Raw genomic sequence first — 22357 nt, forward strand, 5'->3', positions numbered from 1 at the left:
CGCTTCCATTTTAGATGGATTCCATTTGTTGTAATGCTGCTACTGGTGGCCCTGGGCGTGTCGCTGGCGCAATGGCAGCAGCGCCGTGGCGACGAGAAACTCGCCCGCGCCGCCCGGCTGGAGGCGGGCAACCTGGCCGCGCCCCAGGCATTGACGGCCGCGCCTCTGCTGCCGGCCGATGCGCAAGTGATCGAATATCGCCGTGTGACCGTCACGGGCCATTTTGTGCCCGCCTGGACGGTGTACCTGGACAACCGCCCCTACAAGGGCCAGGCCGGTTTCCACGTGCTCACGCCATTCCGGATTGACGGTTCCGCCATGCACGTGCTGGTGGCGCAGGGTTGGCTGCCGCGCAACAATGCCGAGCGCACGCGCATCCCCGACTACGCCACGCCCACCGGCACGGTCACGATTGCCGGCATCGCGCGCCTGAACGCGGGTCACGTGATGGAGCTGGGCACGGCGCCGGTCCTGGCGCCGCAGGCCATCGTGCAAAATGCCGATATCGCCCAGCTGGCACGGGCCAGCGGCCTGGCCTTGCAGCCCTTCCTCATCGAACAAACAGCTATTCCAGATAATCCAGATAATCCAGATAATCCGACAGCGACGGCGCCAGCATCTGGCCAGCTTCCCGTGCGCGACTGGCCGGCGCCCGACCTGGGCGCCGACAAGCACCGCGGCTATGCATTCCAGTGGTATGCACTGGCACTGATGGCTTTTTTATTTTTTGTCTTTACAGGATTTCGACGTGCAAACAAACAACCCTGAAGCAACGCAAGACAGCAGCGGCAAGCAGGCACAAAATACGGGACGCTGGAAACTGCTGGCCGTGGTGGCCGTGTGCGCCTTTCCCATCATCGCCTCGTATTTCACGTATTACATCATCAAGCCCACGGGCCGCAACAATTACGGCGCCCTGATCGACCCGCGTTTGTATCCGATACCCGAAGCCCAGCTGCAGGTGACGGAACTCGACGGCAAGGCGGCGCCGCTGGCGCAATTCAAGGGCAAGTGGGTGCTGCTGCAAACGGGCCCGTCCGATTGCCAGGAAGCGTGCAAGAAGCAACTGTTTGACATGCAACAACTGCGCCTGATGCAGGGCAAGGAGCGCGAACGCCTGGAACGGGTCTGGCTGGTCACGGATGCCCAGCCGCTCGACACGCTGGTGATGCGCGAATTCGATGGCACCAGCATGCTGCGCGTGAATGGCGACGCCCTGAAAGCCTGGCTGCCCGTGGAGGCGGGCGGCCAGACCCGCGACCATTTGTATTTGATCGATCCCTTGGGCAATTTGATGATGCGTTTCCCGAAAGACGCAGACCCGAACAAGATCAAAAAAGACATCGCCAAGCTGCTCAAAGCTTCGGCGATCGGTTGAGGAGTCTGCATGCCGACGATGCATCTCTCCGCGCTGGCCCAGCTGGGCTTGACAGGTTTGCTGGTGGCACTGCTGCCCTTGACCATGGTGTGGGTGTCCGCGGACGCCAATAAATACCGCAAGCTGGTGTGGATCGCTGTTTTTTTGACGGTCGACCTGATCATGTTTGGCGGCTTCACGCGCCTGTCCGATTCCGGCCTCGGTTGCCCCGACTGGCCAGGCTGTTATGGTTCGGCCAATCCTTTTCTGGCGCACGAACACATCGTGGCGGCGGAAACCCTGATGCCGACTGGGCCAGTGACGGTGGTGAAAGCGTGGATCGAAATGACGCACCGCTACCTGGCCATGGCCATTGGCGTGCTGATCGTGGCGATGATGGTGCAGGCGTGGCGCCAGTGGAAGAAAAGCAAACGGCAGGAATTCGCCCCGGCACTGCCGACGGCGCTGTTCTTGTTCGTTTGCCTGCAGGGTGCGTTCGGCGCCTGGACGGTGACCTTGAAGCTGCAGCCGGTGATCGTTACCATCCACTTGCTGCTGGGCATGGGCTTGCTGGCCATGCTGACGTGGCTGGGCGGGCGCCAGGATCATGCCGTCAAACCCTTGCTGCGCGCCGACGCGGATGCTGCTGTGCTGCGTCCCGTGCGCGCGCTGGCCGTCATGTCGCTCGTGTTGTTGACTGTGCAGATCGCGCTGGGTGGCTGGGTGAGCACCAACTACGCCACCCTGGCTTGCACGGATTTCCCCCTGTGCGGCGGCAAGGTGATTCCGGAGATGGATTTCGAGCATGGTTTCCATTTGTGGCGCGAGCTGGGCAAGACGGCCGCCGGCCATTACTTGCCGTTTTCCGCGCTGACGGCCATCCACTGGGTGCACCGCAACTTCGCCTTTATCGTGTTGGCCGGCATCGGCTATACGGTGTTGCGCGCGTGGAAACTGCCGTCCTTGCGCGGCACGGCGCGCTGGCTTGCGCTGGTGCTGGCCTTGCAGGCTGCCACGGGCCTGGCGACGATTTACCTGAGCTGGCCATTGTCGATTGCCGTCCTGCATAACGGCGGGGCGGCGCTGCTCGTGTTGTTGCTGACCATGTTAAACTACAAGGCTAAATTCCAACTCGATGTTGCGCGCACTGTTAAGCGCGCTTGCGCCTCCGCGCCAGTGCCCACGGCACCAGCCAGTCCTTCCCGTATCGCATAAATGACTACTCAAACCATCCGCCGTAAACCTACCCCCCGCATCGCCCAGTATTGGGCGCTGACCAAGCCGCGCGTGACGCAACTGGCCGTGTTTTGCGCCGTCATCGGCATGTTCCTGGCCAGCGAGGAGTTGCCTGACTGGCGCGCGGTGGTGTTCGGCACCCTCGGCATCTGGCTGCTGGCCGGCGCCGCGTTTGCCGTCAACTGTCTGGCCGAGCGCGAAATCGATGCGCGCATGGCCCGCACGGCGCGCCGCCCGATGGCCATGGGCGACATCAGCGTCAAGCAGACGGTGGTGTTTGCGCTGGTGATCGGCGGCCTGGGCATGGCGATTTTGTACAACCTGGTCAATCCGCTGACCATGTGGCTGACCTTTGTCACCTTTGTCGGCTATGCCTTGATCTACACCATGGTGCTGAAACCGGCCACGCCGCAAAATATCGTCATCGGCGGCCTGTCCGGCGCCATGCCGCCCGCGCTGGGCTGGGCCGCCGTCGCCAACGACGTGCCGATGCAGGCGTGGTTGCTGGTCTTGATCATCTTTGTCTGGACGCCGCCGCACTTCTGGGCGCTGGCCATGTACCGGCGTGACGATTACGCGCGCTCGGGCTTGCCCATGCTGCCCGTCACGCATGGCTTGAAATTCACGCAATTCCACGTCTGGCTGTACTCGATCGCGCTGGCGGCCACCACCTTGCTGCCATTTGCCGTGCGCATGAGCGGCCTGATCTACCTGGCCTCGGCTGTATTGCTGAATGCCGGTTTCCTGTATTACGCGTGGAAGATGTACCGCCACTACACGGATTTGATCGCGCGCAAAGCTTTTACCTATTCCATCATTTACCTGGCATTGCTGTTCGCGGCCTTGCTGGTCGACCACTACATTCCCCTCGGAACATGAAAAAATACCTGACGCTGTTGTTGGCGACCGCACTGGTCGCCGTCCTCGCCGGCTGCGGCAAGCCGGCCGCACCCAAGCTGGCATTCAAGAATACGGACGTGACGGGCCTGGGCTACGCGCGCGAGTTCGCGCTGACGGACCACACGGGCCACCCGCGCACGCTGGCCGACTACAAGGGCAAGCTGGTGCTGATGTTCTTCGGCTATACGCAATGCCCGGATGTGTGCCCCACGACCATGGCCGACATGGCGCAGGTGATGCAGGAAATGGGTCCGCAGGCGGAGCAGGTGCAAGTGCTGTTCGTCACCGTCGACCCCGAGCGCGACACGCAGCAATTGCTGGCGCAGTACGTACCCGCCTTCGACAAGCGCTTCGTGGGCCTATATGGCGATGCGGCCGCGACGGCCAAGGTGGCCAAGGAATTCAAGGTGTATTACGCCAAGGTCGAGGGCGAAACGGATAGCAGCTACACGGTCGACCACACGGCCGGCACCTATGTGTTCGACCGCGAAGGAAAGATTCGCCTGTTTGTGCGCCATGGCGAAAAACCTGCTGCCATCGCGCACGACCTTAAACTTCTGCTATCCTGACCCGGTCGCGCCACCAGGCGCCATCTTCAGGACATGCAGTACATGGACAAACGTTTCGAGCCGCACGCCCGCCTGGCAGCCATCATCTTCTTGCTGATCGGCTGCTTTTTCGTCTTGCGGCCTTTCCTCGCCGCCATGCTGTTTGCCGCCTGCGTCGGCATTTCCAGCTGGCCCCTGTACCTGCTGCTGCTCGACCGCCTGAAAGGCCGGCGCAACTGGGCTGCCGCCATCATGACCCTGTCCCTGGTGCTGGTCATTGTGTTGCCGCTGGCCCTTGTCACCTACAACCTGGCCGACAATGTCTCGCGCGTCTATGAGCAGTTGCGTACGGCGCTGGAATCGGGCGGCCTGCATCCGCCGGCCTGGCTGGCGAATATTCCCGTGGTGGGCGAAACCATCGCTGGCTACGTGGAGCGCCTGCTCGCTGACCGCGAGGAATTACTGAATTTGGGTAAGACCATGCTGGAGCCGGCGCGCCATTTCCTCGCTTCCGGCGGCATCTTGCTGGGCACGGGCCTGGCGCAGACCAGCTTGGCCGTGTTCGTCAGCTTCTTCCTTTACCGCGACGGCCAACAACTGAGCCGTGCCTTGATGACGGGCGCCGCCCGCATCATCGGCGACAGCGCGCCAGGCGTGGGCCTGACCATCAGCCGCACCGTGCGCGGCGTCATGTACGGCTTGCTGGGGACGGCGCTGGCGCAAGCCCTGGTGGCCGTGGTGGGCTTTCTGATCGCCGGCGTGCCCGCCGTGGCGCTGCTGGGCGTGGCCACTTTCATCTTTTCGCTGATCCCCGTGGGCCCGCCCCTGATCTGGGGCGGCGCCGCCATCTGGCTGTTCAATGACGGCCAGACGGGCTGGGGCATCTTCATGCTGGTGTGGGGCGGATTGCTGATCAGCGGCGTGGACAATGTGGTCAAACCCATGCTGATCAGTCGCGGCAGCAGCTTGCCCTTCCTGCTGGTGTTGTTGGGCGTGCTGGGCGGCGTGCTGGCTTTCGGCTTCGTCGGCATCTTCATCGGGCCGACCCTGCTGGCGGTGCTGTACAGCTTGCTGCAAACGTGGACGGTAGGCGAGACCACCGTGCCGCAGGGCAAAGATACGATTACCTTGAAAAAAGATTAATCGCGTAAATCCGCATCGAGGTCGCGCTCCTGCTTGGGGATCACCTTGATGAGCACGATGCGGGGCCCGTTCATCTTCTTGACGACGATGTCGAAGTCGACAAAGGTGATGCGCTGGCCCTGCTTCGGAATGTCTCCCAGCTTGACCATGATCAAGCCGCCCACCGATTCCACATCATCCAGCCCCAGTTCCTCGTTTTCGATATCGATGCCGAGGATGCGTTCGAGCGAGAAGATGGGCAGGCTGGCCTTGCCGATCAGGGTGCCGTCGCTTTGCTTGAGCCAGTCGTTTTCATTGCGGCGAAATTCGTCGCGGATTTCGCCGACCATGGCGCCCAGCAAATTATCCAGCGTGATGAAACCCAACGGGCGTTTGCCCTTTTCGCCGATCAGGGCGAAGTGGGGCGCGCCATCGCGGAAACGGCGGAATAGTTCCAGCGCCGGCGTGCGCGCGGAAATGATGTCCACGGGACGCAAAAAGGGCGTGAGCGAGGTGATCGGTTTGCCCGCCTGCTGGGCAAAGAACAAGTCTTTCAAGTGCACCACGCCCAGCACATCGTCTTCATTCATGTCGAAATACGGATAGCGGCTGAAGCGGTTGCGCAGCACCGTGTCGAGGTTTTCTTCCAGCGTGCTCGAGGCGTGCAGGGCGATCACTTCATTGATCGGGCGCATCAAGTCCGACACTGTCATCTGTTCAAAATCAAGCGACTGCGCCAGGATGTTGCGCTCGTCGCGTGTAAACTTCTCGCCGGGCTGGCTGGTGCGCAGGATTAGCTTGAGTTCTTCGGACGAGTAATGGGCATCGTGGCCGCCCTTGCCGGACAGGCCCGCCATGCGCAGCACCCAGTTGGCGCTGGCGTTGAGCAGGTAAATGGCTGGATACATGGCCCAATAGAAACCATACAGGGGAATCGCGCTCCACAGGCCGACGGCTTCCGGGTTGCGGATGGCCATCGATTTGGGCGCCAGTTCGCCCACGACGATGTGCAGGAAGGAAATCACGCTGAAGGCGACGACGAACGAGACGCCGTGGATCAGTTCTTGCGAGGTGACGCCGATGGCGCCGAACAGCGGTTCCAGCAAGCCGGCAAACGCCGGTTCGCCGACCCAGCCCAGGCCCAGCGACGCCAGGGTAATGCCCAGCTGGCAGGCGGACAGGTAGGCGTCCAGCTGGCCATGTACCTTGGCCAGGATGCGGCCCCGTAGTCCCTGTGTCCTGGCGATGGCGCGGATGCGCGTGCGCCGTAAGGTGACGATGCCAAACTCGGCGGCAACAAAAAAACCGTTCAGCGCGACCAGGAAGAGGGCGAGCAGGACTAGCAAGACATTGTGCATGGGGGCGCAAAAGATGGGCTGTAAAAACGTCATCTTAAACGACGAAGGGCGGCATAGCCTAATTTAGCCGCGCGCCCCGCCCGTGCAGGCGGGCGCGCGTGGCCGGTCTTTCACGCTTTTTCAGCCTTTGAGCGCCGTTTGCGGTCCGCCGCGCATGGCAAAGACCATGACGGCCGAGACGATGGCGGGGATGGCGACGACGAGGAAAATCGTGCTGTTGGGCCAGTTTAGGCGGATCAGCTCGCCACCGAGCACGGGGCCGATGATGGAGCCGATGCGCCCGATGCCCAGGCTCCAGCCGATGCCCGTCGAGCGCAAGGTGGTCGGGTAGTAGCTGGCCGCCAGAGCATTCACGGCAGGCTGGCCGCCCACCACGCAAAAACCGGCGATGAAAATGGTAATGAACAAAAAGGCCAGCGACACGTCGGGACGGCCGATCAGGGCGATGGCGACCGCCGCGACGAGGAAGCATGGCAGCAGGATGCGGCGGAAGCTGGAGCGGTCGATCAGCTGGCCCATGACGAGGGTGCCGATGGTGCCGCCCACTTGCAGGGCCGTGCCGGCCAGCACGGCGTTGGCCGTGGACAGGCCCGCTTCCTTGGCGATGGTCGGCAGCCAGTTCGACAGGAAATACAAGTTCAGCAAGTTCATGAAGTTGATGACCCACAACAAAATCGTCATCTTCGCGCGGCCGCCCGTAAACAATTGCAGCACGGGCGCGCCCTTATGTTCCTTTTCATGCACGACGTATTGCGTGTCGGCCGTGATGCTCACGGTCGGGTCGATGCGTTTGAGCCATTGGGCGACCTTGTCCAGTTTGCGTTGCTTGAGTACCAGGAATTGCATCGATTCCGGCAGCAGGAAGAACATCAGCACGCCAATCACCAGCGGCACCACGCCGCCCACGTAAAACACGGATTGCCAGCCGAATGCGGGGATCAGCGCGGCCGACAGCAAGCCACCGAGCACGGCGCCCAAAGTAAAACCGCAGGAGACCAGCATCATCAGCGTGACTTTCTTGCGCAGGGGGCTGTATTCACCGGCCAGCGCCATGGCGTTCGGCATCACGGCGCCCAGGCCCAGTCCCGTGATAAAACGGATCAGCTGCAATTGCTCGATGGTGGTGGCCAGCGGCGTGACCAGCATGCACAGCGAAAAGAAGATGGTCGAGCCAATCAGCACGGGACGGCGGCCGAATTTATCGGCCGTGATGCTGAAGACGAGTGAGCCGACCAGCATGCCCAGCAGGCCAGCGCCAAACACGGGCCCCAGGTTGGCCTTGCTGACGTGCCAGTCGGCGATGATGGCGGGCGCCACATAACCCATGGCTTGCACGTCGAAGCCATCCATGATGACGCACAGCCCGCACAGCATCAGCATGCCGATCTGGAAAGAGCCGATCTTGTTGTTATTGATAAGATCGGGAATATCGATCGTCTTGCCTGCCGTGGACATGGTGCCGCTCCTGTTTTTTTATGGTGGTCGCGCCCTTCCGGCGAGGGACAGGCGCGTGTTTGTCTCAGGCTTCATTACAATCGCTTTTGATTGATTATTCAAACGTTATTTTCGAATGGATTTATCAGGTTTCCTTGTGAATCTTCGGCGAGCGCTGGATGGCGGCCAGGATCACGTCCAGCGCCGGGTGCATGATCTTGCGTTCATTCGAGATGACGTAAAACTGCTCGCGCAGGGACGAGGCGTCGCCCACCAGCACGGCGCCGAATTGCTCTTCGATCTCGCCGGCCAGGCTGGCCGAGGCGAAGAACAGGCCCAGGCCCTTGCGGCCAAACGCGTTGAGCATGGCGTTGTCTTCGAATTCGCCGACCACGTCGGGGCGCACGCCTTGCTGCACCATCCATTCGTCGATGCGCCCGCGCAGGGCGTTGTTGCGCGCGGGCAGTAAAAATGGCGCGCCGTGCAGGCTGTGCGGGAAATTGTCTCGGTATTGTCCGGCCAGCGCGGGAATGGCGAACAGTTTCATGGCGCTTTCGCCCCACAGGTGGCTGGACACGCGCAGGCTGGCGCCAGCCGGCACGGCGCGGTCCGTCAACACCAGGTCCAGCTTGTGCAGGGCCAGGTCGGCCAGCAGGGACTCGAATTCATCTTCCAGGCACACCAGTTTGACGGGCTTGTCCAGGCTGCGCGTGGCGTCGAGCATGCGGTAGGCCATCAGTTTCGGCAGCGAGTCGGAAATGCCCACCGTCAGGCGCATCTTTTCCGCGTCGGTGTCGGCCAGCGCTTCCTGCATCTGTTCACCGAGCAAAAAAATCTGGTCCGCATAGCCGAGCGCCAGCCGGCCCGCTTCCGTCGGCACCAAACGCCGTCCCTGCGGCTGCAGCAGGGACTTGCCCAGTTCTTTTTCCAGCAGGGCCAGCTGGGTGCTGATGGTTTGCACGGCCAGGCCCAGGCGTTCGGCCGCGCGCGTCACGCCGCCTTCCTTGGCGACCACCCAAAAGAAGTACAAATGGCGGTAATTGAAACCAGTCGTTTTCATTGTGTTCGCCTATTTTCTGTTTTTACGAAGTAATACTTCCATTATCTTCTATTTTTAAATGTGTCACACGTCCCTATACTACGTTCCATTGAATTTGCATAAAAGGGAACTATCGATGAAACATTTCAGAGTGTCATTTTTAGTGACATTTATCTGCCTGGGCATTTCTGCCTGGTGGGGTTACACGCACGGTGGCGTGCAGACGATGCTGGCAGCGCTCGGTATCGCGGTCATCCTGGGCGTGATGGAAGTGTCGCTGTCGTTTGACAACGCGGTGGTCAACGCCTCCGTACTGAAGAACTGGGACAAGTTCTGGCAGGGCTTGTTCCTGGGCGTGGGTATCATCATTGCCGTCTTCGGCATGCGCTTGCTGTTCCCGCTGGTCATCGTGGCGCAAGCGGCCGACCTGGGCATGTTGGAAGTATGGAATCTGGCGCTGAGCGATCCTGAGCAGTACTCGATGCACCTGACCAACCACCATGCGGAAGTGGCGGCTTTCGGCGGCATCTTCCTGTTGCTGGTGTTCCTGAACTTCTTGCTGGACTCGGAAAAAGAAACGCACTGGCTGGGGCGTATTGAAGAAAAACTGGGCGCGCTGGGCAAGATCTCCTCGATTTCCGTGATGATCGCCCTGGGCACCCTGATGGCCAGCCTGTCGATGATCGAAGAAGGTCAGAAACTGGTAGTCTTGACGGCCGGCCTGTGGGGTATTTTGACCTACGTGGGCGTCGATGTGGTCAGCGGCTTGCTGGAAGGCGATAACGGCAACGGCAACGTGGGCGACATCGTCAAGCGCGGCGGTATTGGCGGCTTCCTGTACCTGGAAGTGCTCGATGCCTCGTTCAGCTTTGACGGCGTGATCGGCGCGTTTGCCATCACCAAGGATGTCGTGATCATCATGCTGGGCTTGGCTATCGGCGCGATGTTCGTGCGCTCGATGACGGTGTTCCTGGTGCGCAAGGGCACGCTGGATGAGTTCGTTTATCTGGAGCACGGCGCGCACTATGCGATCGGTATCCTGGCCGTGATCATGTTGGTCAGCATGAAGTTCCACATTCCCGAGCTCTTCACGGGGCTGATTGGAGTAGCATTCATTCTTGCCTCGCTGTGGTCGTCGATCCGCTACAAGCGCAAGATGGCCCTCGAAGAAGACAAGATGGAAGCGCTGGAACCAGGCAAGGCAACAGCAGTGTAAAGAATGCGCGACAAACGACTACACCGGTTTGTCGGCAAGTTGTAGCAAGCGTCGCCGCCGGCCTGGGGAGTCAGGCCGGTGGAGGACGCCAGGTGTTTGGTCATACACACTCACATAGGAGAAATACATCATGGCAATCAGTCTGCAAAAAGGCGGCAACGTCAACCTGAGCAAGGAAGCCCCTGGCATTTCGAAAATGATCATCGGCCTGGGCTGGGATGCCCGCGCCACCGATGGCGCCGCGTTCGACATTGACGGCTCCATCTTCCTGCTGAAGGCCGACGGCAAGGTACGCGCCGACGTCGACATGATTTTTTACAACAATCTGAAATCGAGCGACGGTTCCGTTACCCACTCGGGCGACAACACTACCGGCGCCGGCGATGGCGATGATGAAACCGTCATCGTCGACCTGGCCACGGTGCCAGCCGAGATTGACAAGATCGCCGTCTGCGTGACGATACACGATGCCGAAGCGCGCAAGCAAAACTTTGGTATGGTGTCGAAGGCGTACGTGCGTTGCGTCAACGCCAATGGCAACACGGAAATCGCCCGCTTCGACCTGTCGGAAGACGGTTCGGCGGAAACGGCCATGGTCTTCGGCGAAATCTACCGCAATGGCGCCGATTGGAAATTCAAGGCCATCGGCCAGGGATATAAAGGCGGCCTGGGCCCACTCGCCGCTTCTTTCGGCGTCGGCGTATAAGTCGTCAATAGTAAAAGCGGTCCGCGGTGCGGGCCGCCACCATCACCATCATCGTCTAGGAAGGAACAGTTAGATGCCAGTTTTCAATATCACCGGGGACGTCGACCCGTTCCTGCATGTGTCGCTTGCCAAGGGCGAGAAGATTTATTGCGAATCCAACGCGATGGTGATGATGGAAACCAATCTTGAACTGAAAGGCAAGATGACTGGCGGCATAGGCGCCGCGCTGATGCGCACCTTTGCCAACGGGGAATCGTTCTTTCAGCAGCATATCGAGGCGATGCGCGGCGACGGCGACTGTCTGCTGTCGCCCACCTTGCCTGGCGCGATGCGGGTTCTCGAGGTGGGCGCCCAGCAATACATGATCAGCGACGGCGCCTTCGTGGCTGCCAGTGCTGGCGTGGAATTGAAGGTGCGCACGCAGAGCCTTGGCAACGCGCTGTTTGCCCAGAGCGGTGGTTTTTTCATTACCGAGACGGCAGGCAGCGGCCAGTTGGCGGTGTCCGGTTTTGGCGCGATGTCGATACTGGAAGTGACGCCTGGCAAGGACGTGGTGATCGATAACTCGCACGTCGTGTGCTGGGATAACCGCCTGCAATACGAGATTTCCATGACGACCGGCAGCAGCGGCGGTTTTCTGGGTAACCTGATCAATAGCCAGACTAGTGGCGAGGGCATGGTACTGAAGTTTTCAGGCACGGGAAAAATCCTCGTGTGCTCGCGCAACCGCGCGGCCTTCCTCGCCTGGACCCAAAGCAAGCCGGCGTAATCAAGCAGTAACCAACCAAACAGGAGCAATGCGTATGTCTGTCAATTTGAGCAAAGGCCAGAAGATTTCTCTGGACAAAGAAGCTGGTACCACCCTGACCCGTATCACCATGGGCCTGGGCTGGGATGCCGTCAAGACCAAGGGTTTCCTCGGTTTTGGTTCGAAGACGGAAGCCGTCGACCTGGACGCTTCGTGCGTCATGTTCGATGAGAACAAGAGCACGTCCGACATTGTCTGGTTCCGCCAGCTGAAAAGCAAGGATGGCAGTGTCGTTCACACGGGCGACAACCGCACGGGCGCGGGCGATGGTGACGACGAACAGATCAATGTCGATCTGTCGACAGTGCCGGCGCACGTGAAAAGCCTGGTCTTCACCGTCAACAGCTTTACTGGCCAGAACTTCTCGCAGGTGGAAAACGCCTATTGCCGCATCTTGAATGCCAGCAATAACCAGGAAGTCGCGCGTTTCAACCTGTCTGTGCAAGGTTCCCACACGGCACAGATCATGGCCAAGCTGTACCGCCATAACGGTGAATGGAAGATGCACGCCATCGGCGAAAACGGCAACGGTCGCACTTTTGACGACTTGATGCCGCAGATTTCCGTGCATCTATAAGGAGCAGTACGCAGCGGGCGGGGGACGGACCGGATACCGGCCTTTGTCCGCTGCTCTAATTTGAAGGAGAGTATGTTGTGATGCGATTGCTGATAGCCTTGCTACTTCCGTGTCTCACGTTTTTCATGCTGGGGCGCCCGCTGGCCGGTGCCGCCGCCTTGATCTTGCAGTGCACTGTGATCGGCTGGGCGCCGGCGGCCCTGTGGGCCCTGTACACGGTGAACCAGCATAAAACGGAGCGGGAACTGGAAGGTGCGTTAAGCCGCAGCTACATGCGCAGGCGTAGTCGGTTGATCTAAATTAACCGGGCGCCAGGAATCCTTGCGCTAAAGCCCGCACGAGCGATCGTTGCGGGCTTTTTTGTGCGTGTGCGTGTGCGTGTGCGCGGCGCTACTCGTCGCTCTCGGCGGAGCACATATCTGCTGGTTCTGCCGCTGGCGACTGTATTTCCGCGGCCGCCAGCTGGGTGTCGGCAGTGCGGGCGTCAACGCGCTTCATGTCTTTCGACCACGACACCAGCAAGGCGATAGCCAGCAGCATGCTGGTCACGCCGACGACAAGCGAAATGCCGATGGCCCATTGCGACCATCTTCTTTGTACCAGCTTGAAATGCTCGACGCTCTGCCATTTTCCATTTTTCCAAGCCATCTCGCGGCCCTTGAGGCCCAGCCAGATGGCAACGCCGATGCCGACGTAAGGGATCAGGGAGAGCAAGCCTATCCATGTGCGGTTGCCTATTGCCCATATCCAGTTCAGCAAAAAGGCACCCCAGCTCCAGCCCGCTACACCCGCAGGCATTGCTTCGGCGGCGTCGCTGCGTGCGCCACAGTGTGCGCAAAAGTACGCCTTGCCTTCCGCTTGTTGCGTCCCGCATGCCGTGCAAAACATGGGCTATCCTTCACGATGAATGGTGGCCAGGCAACTGCGGTTCGTGCGTTTATTTACCGCAGCAGCTGGACAGTGCATTCTTCTTCACTGGCGTGTTGGCTGTCTTGATTGCAATCAAGATTTAGTCTTATCGTGACCTGCCGCTCACTTCTTGCAGCGTATCGGCACATTCACCGAATTGCCATCCGAACTCAAGTTGCGGTACTGCAAATCTTCGCTTTCGATGGCAAAGCGGGGCACGGCATGCACATAGCGTTGCTTGCAGACGGTATCGTCATTGATCAGCTGGCTCGCCAGCATGTAGTCGCACAGGGCGAAGCGCGATTCTTCGTCGTCGAGGATCAGCACGCGTGCGGCGCTGTACAGGGCCGCTTGCAAGACCTCCGGGCTGCAATTTTCCGGCCCCGTCAGCTTCAAATGGGTTTTTGTCTGCGTGGCCAGGCGTTGCAGCTTGACCAGGGCGGCGCGCTCTTCCTTGCGCGCACCGTCGACGTGCACGTCCTCGCTGGCCAGGCGCAGCGCCAGCGAGGCGATTTGGTCGATGGAAATATGCCAGGCAAAGCCTTCCAGTCGCGTGCGGATCTGGCCTGGCAAGGGATCGGCCGCATCGACTTCGCAGCGGTACTGGCCCAGGTGGGGCCGGCACAGCACGGGAATGGCAAAGGCCGAAGTGCGCTTGCCCTTGACGAATTTCTGGCTCAGGTCGCCAAAGTTTTCATGCGTGATGGTATCGAAGCGGGCTTGCCCGAAGCCCATTTTGACGAGGTTTTCCTTACGCTGGCGCGAAAACAGGGCGTCGACGGCATCGTAGATATTCTTGTTGAAGATGCGATCCAGCGGCTGGCGCTCGTCCGACATCTTTTCGAATACGGCGCTGGAATTGGGCGCGTTGGCATCGATGGAAATAAGGATGAAGGGTTTGCTGTTCAGGCGCGGCGGCACGACGGCCATGTCGTTGCCATACAGTTGCGTCAGGGCCACGTCCCACAGCGTTTCCACGCCCAGGTTGTCGGCTGCGCCGCCATCGAACAGGTGCACATAGGACGGCGATTCGCGCGATTCGGAACCGAGTTCCGGCACGAAACTGTTTTTCGGCCGAAAACGCTCGAAGGTGACGGAATCGAACACGCCGGGAAAGGCGGCCGAGGTGGCCACGGCCGTGGCCAGGCGGATATCCTGGATCGGCGAATGCAGGGTGCCGTAAAAATACTCATACGAAAACACCACGCGCTTGCCGCCATCGGTGGCGTCCGTCGCGTTGGCCAGGAAGATGGGGCCGTCGTGCGGCAAGTCCTGGTAGGTTTTCTTGTCGTACAGCACATCGTCAAACACGTCGGACAGGAACGAGGTGCGCGTCTTGTTCGTCAACAACATCGTTGTCAGGTTGGCGGGTTTCAAAATGGTCTGGCCGAAGAAATCCGTTTTTAGTTTGCTGCGCAGCAAGGGCCAATCCGTTTGCTTGCCATGCAGCGCATAGTAGCCGCCCGCGATGGCGCCGCCCGAGACGCCGGAGATGGCCGAGGCGCCGCTGACGAGACCGAACTGCTCCAGCTGCTCCAGCGAAGCGGCCGAGAAATTGGCCGCGCGGCTGCCGCCGCCGGACAGGGCGATGCCGATGAAATGGTCGCTGGGCATGGGATTCTGGATGCGCGCCTTGGGCGCGTCGATGCGCAGGCGCGGTGTTTCCTGCACGGTAAACGTGCGGTTTTCGACGCCGCTGTTGGGGCGCAGGGCGAGTACCGTGCAGCCGCTCAGCAGTGCAACGAGGACAAAGGGTAGGAACAAGCGTGGATGCATGCGTGATCTGTGCGTAGTCATGGGTTGGGATACGGACGGAAACGTGTGCGATTCTAGCAAACCCGGCAACAATCACCTATTCATCTGATAGCCGAGCATGGCGGCATTGTAGAGCGCGTGCGTGAGCATGGGCGCCAGCAGCGATCCGCTGCGCTCGTACGCGATGCCCGTGCACAAGCCCAGCACGAAGACGGGCAGCATGGCGGCGGGCGGTTGCACGATGGCAAACAGCGCGGCGGCGATGCCGATCGCTTGCCAGGCGGGCAGAGAACGGCGCAAGCCGCCCTGCAGCAAGCCGCGGAAGAGGAATTCCTCGCACAGGGGCGCGGCCAGCACGCCCACGGCCAGCAGCCACAGCCCGTTCCAGGACAGAACATCCTGCAGGGGCGCGGCAGGCGGCGGCAACAGGGTCGCGTAGCCGATGCCGAACAGGACCGCGACACAGGCGCCCGCGCTTCCCCGGCGCCACGGTTGGCGCCCCTGTCCGATGTGCGGCACGCCGGCCGTCCTGGCGCGCCAATAGACCAGGCGCAGCAGCGCATACGTGAGCGCGCCGGCCGCGCCGAAGGCGATGGCGACCTGTGCCAGCGGCGTCGCACTGGTACTTTTGAGCAGGATCAAGGCCAGTGTTTGCAGAGTAAAAAACAGCATGGCGGCGATCAGACCGTCGGCCGCCGCTACCGTGGCAGGCGGCGAGGCGGCGGGATCGAGCAGGTAGGGCAGAGCTTCGCGTGCCTTTTGCCACAGGGCCACGGCCAGCGCACCCGTGAGCACGACAAACACCAGTTGCTGCACCAGGCTGCCGGCGGCCAGGGCGACGAGGTACAGGCCGCTGAGCAGTAAATACAGGTACATATACGTGGGGCGCACCTTTGCCGTTGCCTCGGTGGTCAGCGGGTCGCTGGCAAACACGCCCAGCGCCACGGCGATTGCCGCATATAGGGGAATGCCGGCCAGGGCCAGCAGCATCAGGCCCGCCGTTTGCCACGACCAGGCGGGTAGCCAGGCCAGCGCCACGCCGAACAATATGCATGGATACAGCAGGGCCAGCACGGCCCACAGCTGCGCCTTTTGCCGCAGCGCCTGCTCGACGGAGACGGGAAAGGTGTACAGCAGCCACAGCGCGCCGCCTTCTTTGTTCAGGGTCTGGAAGGCCGACATCATGAGGACATAGGTGCCGAGGAAAAAGCCGGTGGAGGCCAGCAGGACGGGATGCTCCAGCAGCGCGTGCACGTCGCGCGCCTGGCCCGTAAACAGGGCTTGGCCACCGAGGATCAGCAAGGGCATCAGCAGGGTCTGTACGAGAAAATTACGGTCGCGCAAGAGTAACGTCAGCTCGCGTCGTTGAATGACCGTGCCGATGCGCGGGCGCCACCGGCGTGTTGGCGGCAGCGTCGGCGCCGGCTTGCGCACGCCTTCGCGCTGGCCCGCGCCCACTACGCCATGGCGCAACTGGCGGCGCAGGATGGCCATGCCCAGCCACATCAGCAGCAGCACTTGCGCCAGCAGCAGGACGGCTGGCAGCAGCAGGGCCGCCACGTCAGATGCATTGAGCAGGCGCAGCAGCAGGCCCGGCGGCGTCCAGCCGGTCCAGGCGGGCATGGCCGCCGCCCACGCATACGCGAAGCCGCCCGTGCCCATGCCAAACGACATGCCCATATACATGGGCAACAGGCCCGCCAGTGAGATCACTGCCTGCAGGTTGCCCAGCTGGGACGGATTGAGCGACAGGCGCAAACCCGTGTCGACCAGGGTGCGCAGCATGGCAGCCAGGGCCAGCAGGACCAGGCTGGCGAGCAGGCCGGACAAAGGAGACATCCAGCCCTGGCCCGCATACCAGGCGATGACGGTCATGCTGGGCCACAGGGCCAGCAAGCCGGCCGGATTGACGAGCGTGCGTTCGAGCACGCGCGCCCACAGCAAGGTGCTTTTCTCTGCGGGCAGGGTGACAAGCCATTCCAGGTCCCAGTCCGGCTTGGCCAGTTCGCCCATGCCCAGCGGCAGCAAGACGCTGACCAGCCACAGTAGCGCCAGCTGCAGGGTCAGGCCGCCCACCAGCGCCGCGCTGAAGGGCGTGGCCATGAATTGCGCGATGACGGGGTCGAGCAGGTGGCTGCCCGTGTGCAGGCTGCCGCGCGCCTGGCAGGCGGCGACCTGGTCCAGCAAACAATGCATGTTTAGTACGCTATGGCGGGCAATGCTGCCGAAGGAAAACAGCATGGGCAGCAACAGCAGCGCGCCCAGCAGCCAGCGCCCGCCACGCTTGCCCGACGTGGCGGGGCGGCTTTTATTGTTTTTCTTGAAGGAAAAGCCACGGCCGCTGACGTTGAGCAGGCGCTGCAAGCGCAAGCGGGTCAGCAGCCAGACGGCGCGCCAGGCGGTGGGCGGCGCCGGTGTCATGCCGTGGACGTTTCATCGGTGAGTTGCAAGAAGAGGTCTTCCAGGCTGCCATCGCTGGACAGTTGCTGGCGGATATCGTCCAGGCTGCCCGTGGCGACCAGGGCGCCACGGTGAATAATGGCGACCCGGCTGCACAGCTTTTGCGCCATATCCAATAGATGTGTGGAAACGAAGATGGTGGTGCCGGCGGCGGCGCGGCGCAGCAAGCGTTCTTGCACGTCGCGCGAGGCACGCGGGTCGAGGCCGTTGATCGGTTCATCGAGGATCAGCACGGCCGGATCGTGGATCAGCGCGCAAGCCAGGCCCAGTTTTTTCTTCATGCCTAGCGAGTAATTGACGGCAAAATCCTCGCTCGCTTCGTCGAGGCCAAATTCCGTCAGCAGGCGCGCGGCGCGGGCGGCCGCTTCTGCGCGCGGAAAACCATGCATTTCGGCCACGAATTGCAGGATTTCACGGCCGCGCAAATAATCGTAAAAAATCGGATTGTCGGGCAGGTAGCCCACCTTGCGCTTGACGGCGGCGCCATCGCGGTGGCAATCGAGGTCATCGACCAGTACGCGGCCGGCGCTGGGCACGAGGATGCCCATCAGCATGCGGATGGTGGTGGTCTTGCCGGCCCCATTCGGCCCCAGGAAGCCGAAGACCTCTCCTTTGCCCACCTGCAAGGTCAGCGGCTTGACGGCCTCGAATGTGCCGTACTGTTTGGCTAGGCCCTGGAATACGATCATCGTGCGCCCTTCAGCGGCCAGCGAAGGCGGCCAGCAGACGCCGTTCGCCGGCGGGCGTCAGGCGCAGGGCGCGGCTGTCGAGTTCGCGCTCGGCCCAGCGCTGGCGCAGGGCCAGCTGCAGGATGGCGGTCCCCAGCGCGCCGCCCAGGTGGGCGCGCCGTTCGCTCCAGTCCAGGCAGGCACAGGCGAAGCGGCGACGCTGCTGCTGCAGTTGCGGCACGTCAATGCCCAGCGCCGCCATGCCGACCGTACCCGCTGCCGACAGGCGATATTCTCCGCCATCGTCCAGCAGCCAGCCTTGCGCGTGCAACTGGTCGTGCACGGTGACGGCGACGGTGCCGGCCATGTGGTCGTAGCAGGTGCGCGCATGGCGCAAGCGGTCCGGCGTGGTGGGGGTAAACGGCGTTGCTGGCACGCCGGCCACCACCAGCAGCGCTTCCAGCGCCCGTGCCACCTCTGCATTGGCCAGGCGGTAATAGCGGTGCTTACCCTGTGCCACCATCGACAGCAAGCCATCGTCGCGCAGGCGCGCCAGATGGGCGCTGGCCGTCGAGGCGCCTGCCTCGGCCAGCGCTGCCAATTCCGTGGCCGTGCGCGCATGGCCATCGAGCAGGCTACACAGCATGCGCGCGCGCGCCGGTTCGGCGATGGCGCCGGCCAGTTGCGCCAGGCGCACATCGGCCGTGTGGGGAAGGGGGCTGTCATCCATGATTCGTTCGCGGGCGAAGTGTTGTAGTGGAAGGGGCAGCATACTCGTGTCCCCACCTCACTGCAATGGAATGCGCATGCCGCTCGACTATCCCACCGACCCTGTTCACCCGCTCGCTGCCGTCACTCACGCGGCGCCGTATGACTACTATCGCCGCCTGGCAGAAGGCCCATCCTGGCGTTTCGATGCGTCACTCGACTGCTGGCTTGCGACGGGCAGGGCCGGCGTGGAGGCCGTGCTGGACCATCCCGCTTGCCGCGTGCGCCCACTGGGACTGGCCCTGCCGCACAACTTGGCGGGCACGCCATGCGGCGCGATCTTTGCCGAACTGGTACGCATGAATGAGGGCGAACGCCATGCCGTGCCGAAACAGGTGCTGGCGCATGCGCTGGGCCAGGTGGATCTGGCGCGCCTGCATGCGCGCACCCTGCATCTGGCGCAAGCACAGCTGCCCGGCAGCGCCGCCCGGCTGAACGGTGCGATTTTCGAACTGCCCCTGTTTGCCGTGGCGGACTTGCTGGGTTTTGCGCCAGCGCAATGGCCGGCGCTGGCCGCCTGGACGCGCGACTTTGTCGCCTGTCTGTCGCCGCTGAGCAATGGCGCGCAACTGGCTGGCGCACAGGTGGCAGCGTATGCCCTGTTGCAAGGTTTTGGTCGCTTGCTGCGCGAGGCGGATGCGTTGCCGGGCAGCTTGGTGGGCAAGATTGTGGTAGAGGCGGATGCCGTGGGCTGGCAGGCCTCGGGCGGCTTGCTGGCCAACCTCGTGGGGCTGCTGTCGCAGACGTGCGACGCGACGGCCGGCTTACTGGGCAATGCCGTCGTGGCCTTGCGTACCCAAGCGGATTTACTGCCGCAACTGCGCGCAACGCCGCCGCTGTGGCCGGTCATGCTGCGCGAAGTCAGCCGGCATGATCCCTCCATCCACAACACGCGCCGCTACACGGCGGAGGACGTGGAGTTCAATGGCGTGCGCGTGCCGGCCGGGCAGATGATCGTCGTGGTGCTGGCCAGCGCCTGCCATGATGCCGGCGGGCAGGTGGCGCCAGGCTTTGGCCATGGTCGCCACGTCTGTCCAGGCCAGTCCATCGCGCACGCCATTGCCACGGCCTGCCTGCAAGCGTGGGCCGATGGGCTGGAAGACATGCCGCTGGCGTGGACTTATCTGCCGTCGCTGAACGCCCGCATCCCTGTTTTTAGCAATGGAGAAATAGCATGATTGCCGTGATTTTCGAGGTCTGGCCGAATGCAGAAGGGCGCCAGCAGTACCTGGACCTGGCCGCCGCGCTGCGGCCCTTGCTTGACGATATCGATGGTTTCATTTCCATCGAGCGCTTCAGCAGCTTGAGCGAGCCGGGTAAATTGCTGTCGCTCTCGTTTTTCCGCGACGAGGCGGCGCTGGCGCAGTGGCGGCAGCTGGAAGTGCACCGCGCCGCGCAATCGGCCGGCCGGCACGGCGTGTTTGACGACTACCGGCTGCGCATCGCCGGCGTGGTGCGCGATTACGGCATGCTTGACCGGCAACAGGCGCCGGCCGACAGCCAGCGGCGCCACCATGTTAGCGGGGTAGTGCGCCCTGCGTGATTTTCACCTTGACCCGGTAGGTGGGCTCTGCTGCATTGAGGGCGGGCGGCGTGGCCGGGTCGACGTCGAGCAGGGTGAACGTCAGGTGGTTGACAGTGACGGAACTGGCGGCGCCCGGCATGGAATCGGACAGCACGATATCCGTGGCGCCCGCGCTGTTGCGCAAACTGAAACTGTAGCTGACGTAGCCTTTCCACACGCACACGGCGCCCTTGCGGCAGCGGCTGTCGTTGACACGTTCAAGTTTCAGGGTATCGGTGGCCGTGATGGCGACCTGTTCGCCCGGCGAGAGCACGTGGGTGACGCTGCGCGGCGTGTTTTCCGCGTCGCCGGCGCTGCCGGCCGCGCCGCAGCCAGCCAGCACGGCCAGGCAGGCGATGAATATGGGTAATAGCCAGCGACGATAGGAGTCATGGAGGTAATGCATATTTTTCCTTTCAAGTGGAGCGTTCCCGACGCGGCGTGCGCGCAAGAGATGAAAATGATAATAACAAAATGATATTTTCCCGGCGCACTATTGGCACGCTGCGGATGAATTGATGCGCCGGCCACGCGGCGTGCCGATTACTGCGTAAAATGGCTGTTTTGAAAATCAGGAAACAACCATGAAAAAAACTGCCCTGGCGAAAAGCGATGCCAAGAAACTGATGGGAAAGATGAATGTTCCCGGCGCCGGCGCATTCGGTAAGGAAGCGGTGGTCGTCGACCGCCGTGAGCAGCGCAAGCGCAATCAGGCCCTGGGCCTGGTGCCCTTCGCCGTCAAGCTGAACAGCGATCTGGTCTTGCAATTGCAGACCCTCGCCAAGGAGCGCGACGCGGATCTGAATGAATTGATCGCCGAAATCCTGGTCAAGGGTTTGGCTGCAGCTTAACGGGCTGCCATGTTTATCTGTTGATAAACATTAAGTAGTAAAACTAAAAGGCGCCTTGCGGCGCCTTTTGCATTGCGGCCTTGCTTGTGCTTACACGTAAGCGGCCAGGGCGCCCTTCATTTTTTTCAGCGCCGCTACTTCGATCTGGCGGATGCGCTCGGCCGATACGCCGAACTCTTCTGCCAAAGCGTGCAGGGTGGCGCCGGAACCGTCGTCGTTGGCCAGCCAGCGTGCTTCGATGATGCGGCGCGAACGGGCGTCGAGCTTGCCCAGGGCCGTTTCCAGGCCTTCCGATTGCAGACGCGTGACCTGTTCCGCTTCCAGCACCTTGGTCGGCTCGCTTTGCTCCGACGACAGATAAGCGATCGGCGAAAACTTGTCGTCTTCATCGTCGGTCGGCGACTCCAGCGCGATGTCGCGGCCGCTCAAACGCGTTTCCATCTCGATCACTTCTTCGCGCTTCACGTCGAGGAGCTTGGCCAGCGCATCGATCTGCTTCGGCGTCATCGCGTCCAGGCCCGTCTTGTGGCTGCGCAGGTTGAAGAACAGCTTGCGCTGTGCCTTCGTCGTCGCGACCTTGACCAGGCGCCAGTTTTTCAGGATGTACTCATGCATCTCGGCTTTCACCCAGTGCATGGCGTACGACACCAGGCGCACGCCCTGGTCCGGATCGAAACGTTTTACGGCTTTCATCAAGCCAATATTGCCTTCCTGAATCAGGTCGGCATGCGGCAAGCCATAGCCCAGGTAGCCACGGGCAATCGAGACCACCAGGCGCAGGTGCGACAGCACCAGTTCTTGCGCGGCGGCCAGGTCATTTTTTTCACGCAGGCGTGTCGCCAGCGAAATTTCTTCGTCGTGGGTCAACATGGGCAGGCGGTTCACGGCCGAGATATAGGCGTCGATATTGCCCAGATTGCCAGTGAACCCGAGGCCCAGCGCATTATTTTTGGTCGGAACCAATGCGGACGTTGCGGACATCATAGTCATGTTTTCTCCCTCGTAGTCTTGCTTTGTTCCAGATGGCCATGTCACGCGACGTGGCCTGATTGTCTGTTCGGTTTTGCGTATTCGGTCTTGC

General features: G+C 61.8%; 24 protein-coding genes. 14 read left to right on the forward strand and 10 right to left on the reverse strand.

The window, feature by feature from the left end; all coding sequences use genetic code 11:
- Positions 1 to 33 precede the first annotated feature (33 nt).
- Genes ACP7DE_RS24250 through ACP7DE_RS24275 form a run of 6 tightly spaced genes read left to right on the forward strand, consistent with a single transcriptional unit; the run spans position 34 to position 5184 of the window.
- Complete coding sequence (locus tag ACP7DE_RS24250; RefSeq protein WP_426074493.1) at positions 34 to 768, forward strand: SURF1 family protein; 735 nt, start codon at positions 34 to 36, stop codon at positions 766 to 768.
- Positions 749 to 1378, forward strand: a complete 630-nt coding sequence (locus ACP7DE_RS24255) for an SCO family protein (protein WP_426074494.1) — start codon at positions 749 to 751, stop codon at positions 1376 to 1378. Before ACP7DE_RS24250 ends, ACP7DE_RS24255 begins: the two co-directional genes overlap by 20 nt.
- A gap of 18 nt (positions 1379 to 1396) precedes the next feature.
- Positions 1397 to 2572, forward strand: a complete 1176-nt coding sequence (locus ACP7DE_RS24260; protein WP_426074580.1) for a COX15/CtaA family protein — start codon at positions 1397 to 1399, stop codon at positions 2570 to 2572.
- Positions 2573 to 3472: a heme o synthase gene (gene cyoE / locus ACP7DE_RS24265; RefSeq protein WP_426074495.1), complete on the forward strand. Its 900-nt coding sequence runs from the start codon at positions 2573 to 2575 to the stop codon at positions 3470 to 3472.
- Complete coding sequence (locus ACP7DE_RS24270; RefSeq protein WP_426074497.1) at positions 3469 to 4062, forward strand: SCO family protein; 594 nt, start codon at positions 3469 to 3471, stop codon at positions 4060 to 4062. The genes cyoE and ACP7DE_RS24270 overlap by 4 nt, the downstream gene beginning before the upstream one ends.
- A gap of 42 nt (positions 4063 to 4104) precedes the next feature.
- On the forward strand, positions 4105 to 5184 hold the full coding sequence (locus ACP7DE_RS24275) for an AI-2E family transporter (RefSeq protein ID WP_426074498.1): 1080 nt from the start codon (positions 4105 to 4107) through the stop codon (positions 5182 to 5184).
- Here the strand turns inward: ACP7DE_RS24275 and ACP7DE_RS24280 are convergent.
- From ACP7DE_RS24280 to ACP7DE_RS24290, 3 genes are all read right to left on the reverse strand, one after another.
- On the reverse strand, positions 5181 to 6521 hold the full coding sequence (locus ACP7DE_RS24280; protein WP_426074500.1) for a hemolysin family protein: 1341 nt from the start codon (positions 6519 to 6521) through the stop codon (positions 5181 to 5183). The genes ACP7DE_RS24275 and ACP7DE_RS24280 overlap by 4 nt on opposite strands.
- A 120-nt stretch (positions 6522 to 6641) precedes the next feature.
- Positions 6642 to 7976, reverse strand: a complete 1335-nt coding sequence (locus ACP7DE_RS24285) for an MFS transporter (RefSeq protein ID WP_426074501.1) — start codon at positions 7974 to 7976, stop codon at positions 6642 to 6644.
- 124 nt (positions 7977 to 8100) lie between these two features.
- Positions 8101 to 9015 carry a LysR family transcriptional regulator gene (locus ACP7DE_RS24290; protein WP_426074502.1) on the reverse strand — a complete coding sequence of 305 codons (915 nt, stop codon included), beginning with the start codon at positions 9013 to 9015 and terminating at the stop codon, positions 8101 to 8103.
- Between the two features lie 115 nt (positions 9016 to 9130).
- Here ACP7DE_RS24290 and ACP7DE_RS24295 point away from each other — a divergent pair, with 115 nt between their 5' ends.
- From ACP7DE_RS24295 to ACP7DE_RS24315, 5 genes are all read left to right on the forward strand, one after another.
- Entirely contained in the window at positions 9131 to 10210 is a 1080-nt protein-coding gene (locus ACP7DE_RS24295; RefSeq protein WP_426074503.1) for a DUF475 domain-containing protein, read from the forward strand.
- Between the two features lie 130 nt (positions 10211 to 10340).
- On the forward strand, positions 10341 to 10916 hold the full coding sequence (locus tag ACP7DE_RS24300; protein ID WP_071079413.1) for a TerD family protein: 576 nt from the start codon (positions 10341 to 10343) through the stop codon (positions 10914 to 10916).
- A 73-nt stretch (positions 10917 to 10989) separates the two neighbouring features.
- On the forward strand, positions 10990 to 11685 hold the full coding sequence (locus ACP7DE_RS24305; protein WP_219330112.1) for a TIGR00266 family protein: 696 nt from the start codon (positions 10990 to 10992) through the stop codon (positions 11683 to 11685).
- Between the two features lie 34 nt (positions 11686 to 11719).
- Positions 11720 to 12301, forward strand: a complete 582-nt coding sequence (locus ACP7DE_RS24310; protein WP_426074504.1) for a TerD family protein — start codon at positions 11720 to 11722, stop codon at positions 12299 to 12301.
- Positions 12302 to 12381: 80 nt separating this feature from the next.
- Positions 12382 to 12600 carry a YqaE/Pmp3 family membrane protein gene (locus ACP7DE_RS24315; RefSeq protein WP_426074505.1) on the forward strand — a complete coding sequence of 73 codons (219 nt, stop codon included), beginning with the start codon at positions 12382 to 12384 and terminating at the stop codon, positions 12598 to 12600.
- Positions 12601 to 12691: 91 nt separating this feature from the next.
- Here the strand turns inward: ACP7DE_RS24315 and ACP7DE_RS24320 are convergent, their stop codons facing one another.
- The 5 genes from ACP7DE_RS24320 to ACP7DE_RS24340 all read right to left on the reverse strand — a co-directional run bounded on the left by ACP7DE_RS24320 (position 12692) and on the right by ACP7DE_RS24340 (position 18823).
- The gene (locus ACP7DE_RS24320; RefSeq protein WP_426074506.1) at positions 12692 to 13189 is read right to left on the reverse strand and encodes a zinc ribbon domain-containing protein; all 498 of its coding nucleotides are present in this window, start codon (positions 13187 to 13189) and stop codon (positions 12692 to 12694) included.
- Positions 13190 to 13333: 144 nt separating this feature from the next.
- On the reverse strand, positions 13334 to 14986 hold the full coding sequence (locus ACP7DE_RS24325; protein ID WP_426074507.1) for a patatin-like phospholipase family protein: 1653 nt from the start codon (positions 14984 to 14986) through the stop codon (positions 13334 to 13336).
- A gap of 72 nt (positions 14987 to 15058) precedes the next feature.
- Positions 15059 to 17386 (reverse strand): CPBP family intramembrane glutamic endopeptidase, encoded by a 2328-nt coding sequence (locus ACP7DE_RS24330; protein ID WP_426074508.1) that lies wholly within the window; start codon positions 17384 to 17386, stop codon positions 15059 to 15061.
- Positions 17383 to 18114 (reverse strand): ABC transporter ATP-binding protein, encoded by a 732-nt coding sequence (locus tag ACP7DE_RS24335; RefSeq protein ID WP_426074509.1) that lies wholly within the window; start codon positions 18112 to 18114, stop codon positions 17383 to 17385. The genes ACP7DE_RS24330 and ACP7DE_RS24335 overlap by 4 nt, the downstream gene beginning before the upstream one ends.
- A 10-nt stretch (positions 18115 to 18124) precedes the next feature.
- On the reverse strand, positions 18125 to 18823 hold the full coding sequence (locus ACP7DE_RS24340; RefSeq protein WP_426074510.1) for an ArsR/SmtB family transcription factor: 699 nt from the start codon (positions 18821 to 18823) through the stop codon (positions 18125 to 18127).
- A gap of 76 nt (positions 18824 to 18899) precedes the next feature.
- Between ACP7DE_RS24340 and ACP7DE_RS24345 the strand changes: the two genes are divergently transcribed.
- The gene (locus ACP7DE_RS24345) at positions 18900 to 20039 is read left to right on the forward strand and encodes a cytochrome P450 (RefSeq protein ID WP_426074511.1); all 1140 of its coding nucleotides are present in this window, start codon (positions 18900 to 18902) and stop codon (positions 20037 to 20039) included.
- Positions 20036 to 20404 (forward strand): antibiotic biosynthesis monooxygenase family protein, encoded by a 369-nt coding sequence (locus ACP7DE_RS24350; RefSeq protein ID WP_426074512.1) that lies wholly within the window; start codon positions 20036 to 20038, stop codon positions 20402 to 20404. Before ACP7DE_RS24345 ends, ACP7DE_RS24350 begins: the two co-directional genes overlap by 4 nt.
- Here ACP7DE_RS24350 and ACP7DE_RS24355 read toward each other — a convergent pair.
- The gene (locus ACP7DE_RS24355; RefSeq protein WP_426074513.1) at positions 20379 to 20831 is read right to left on the reverse strand and encodes a hypothetical protein; all 453 of its coding nucleotides are present in this window, start codon (positions 20829 to 20831) and stop codon (positions 20379 to 20381) included. The genes ACP7DE_RS24350 and ACP7DE_RS24355 overlap by 26 nt on opposite strands.
- A 178-nt stretch (positions 20832 to 21009) precedes the next feature.
- Here ACP7DE_RS24355 and ACP7DE_RS24360 point away from each other — a divergent pair, with 178 nt between their 5' ends.
- Positions 21010 to 21276 (forward strand): hypothetical protein, encoded by a 267-nt coding sequence (locus ACP7DE_RS24360; protein WP_426074514.1) that lies wholly within the window; start codon positions 21010 to 21012, stop codon positions 21274 to 21276.
- A 90-nt stretch (positions 21277 to 21366) separates the two neighbouring features.
- Here ACP7DE_RS24360 and rpoH read toward each other — a convergent pair whose 3' ends face one another.
- Positions 21367 to 22260, reverse strand: a complete 894-nt coding sequence (gene rpoH / locus ACP7DE_RS24365; RefSeq protein ID WP_426074581.1) for an RNA polymerase sigma factor RpoH — start codon at positions 22258 to 22260, stop codon at positions 21367 to 21369.
- Between the last annotated feature and the right edge of the window lie 97 nt (positions 22261 to 22357).

It is taken from the genome of Janthinobacterium sp. DSP2-3-3 (genome assembly GCF_049897325.1).
In the GTDB taxonomy this organism is placed as follows: Bacteria; Pseudomonadota; Gammaproteobacteria; order Burkholderiales; family Burkholderiaceae_D; genus Janthinobacterium.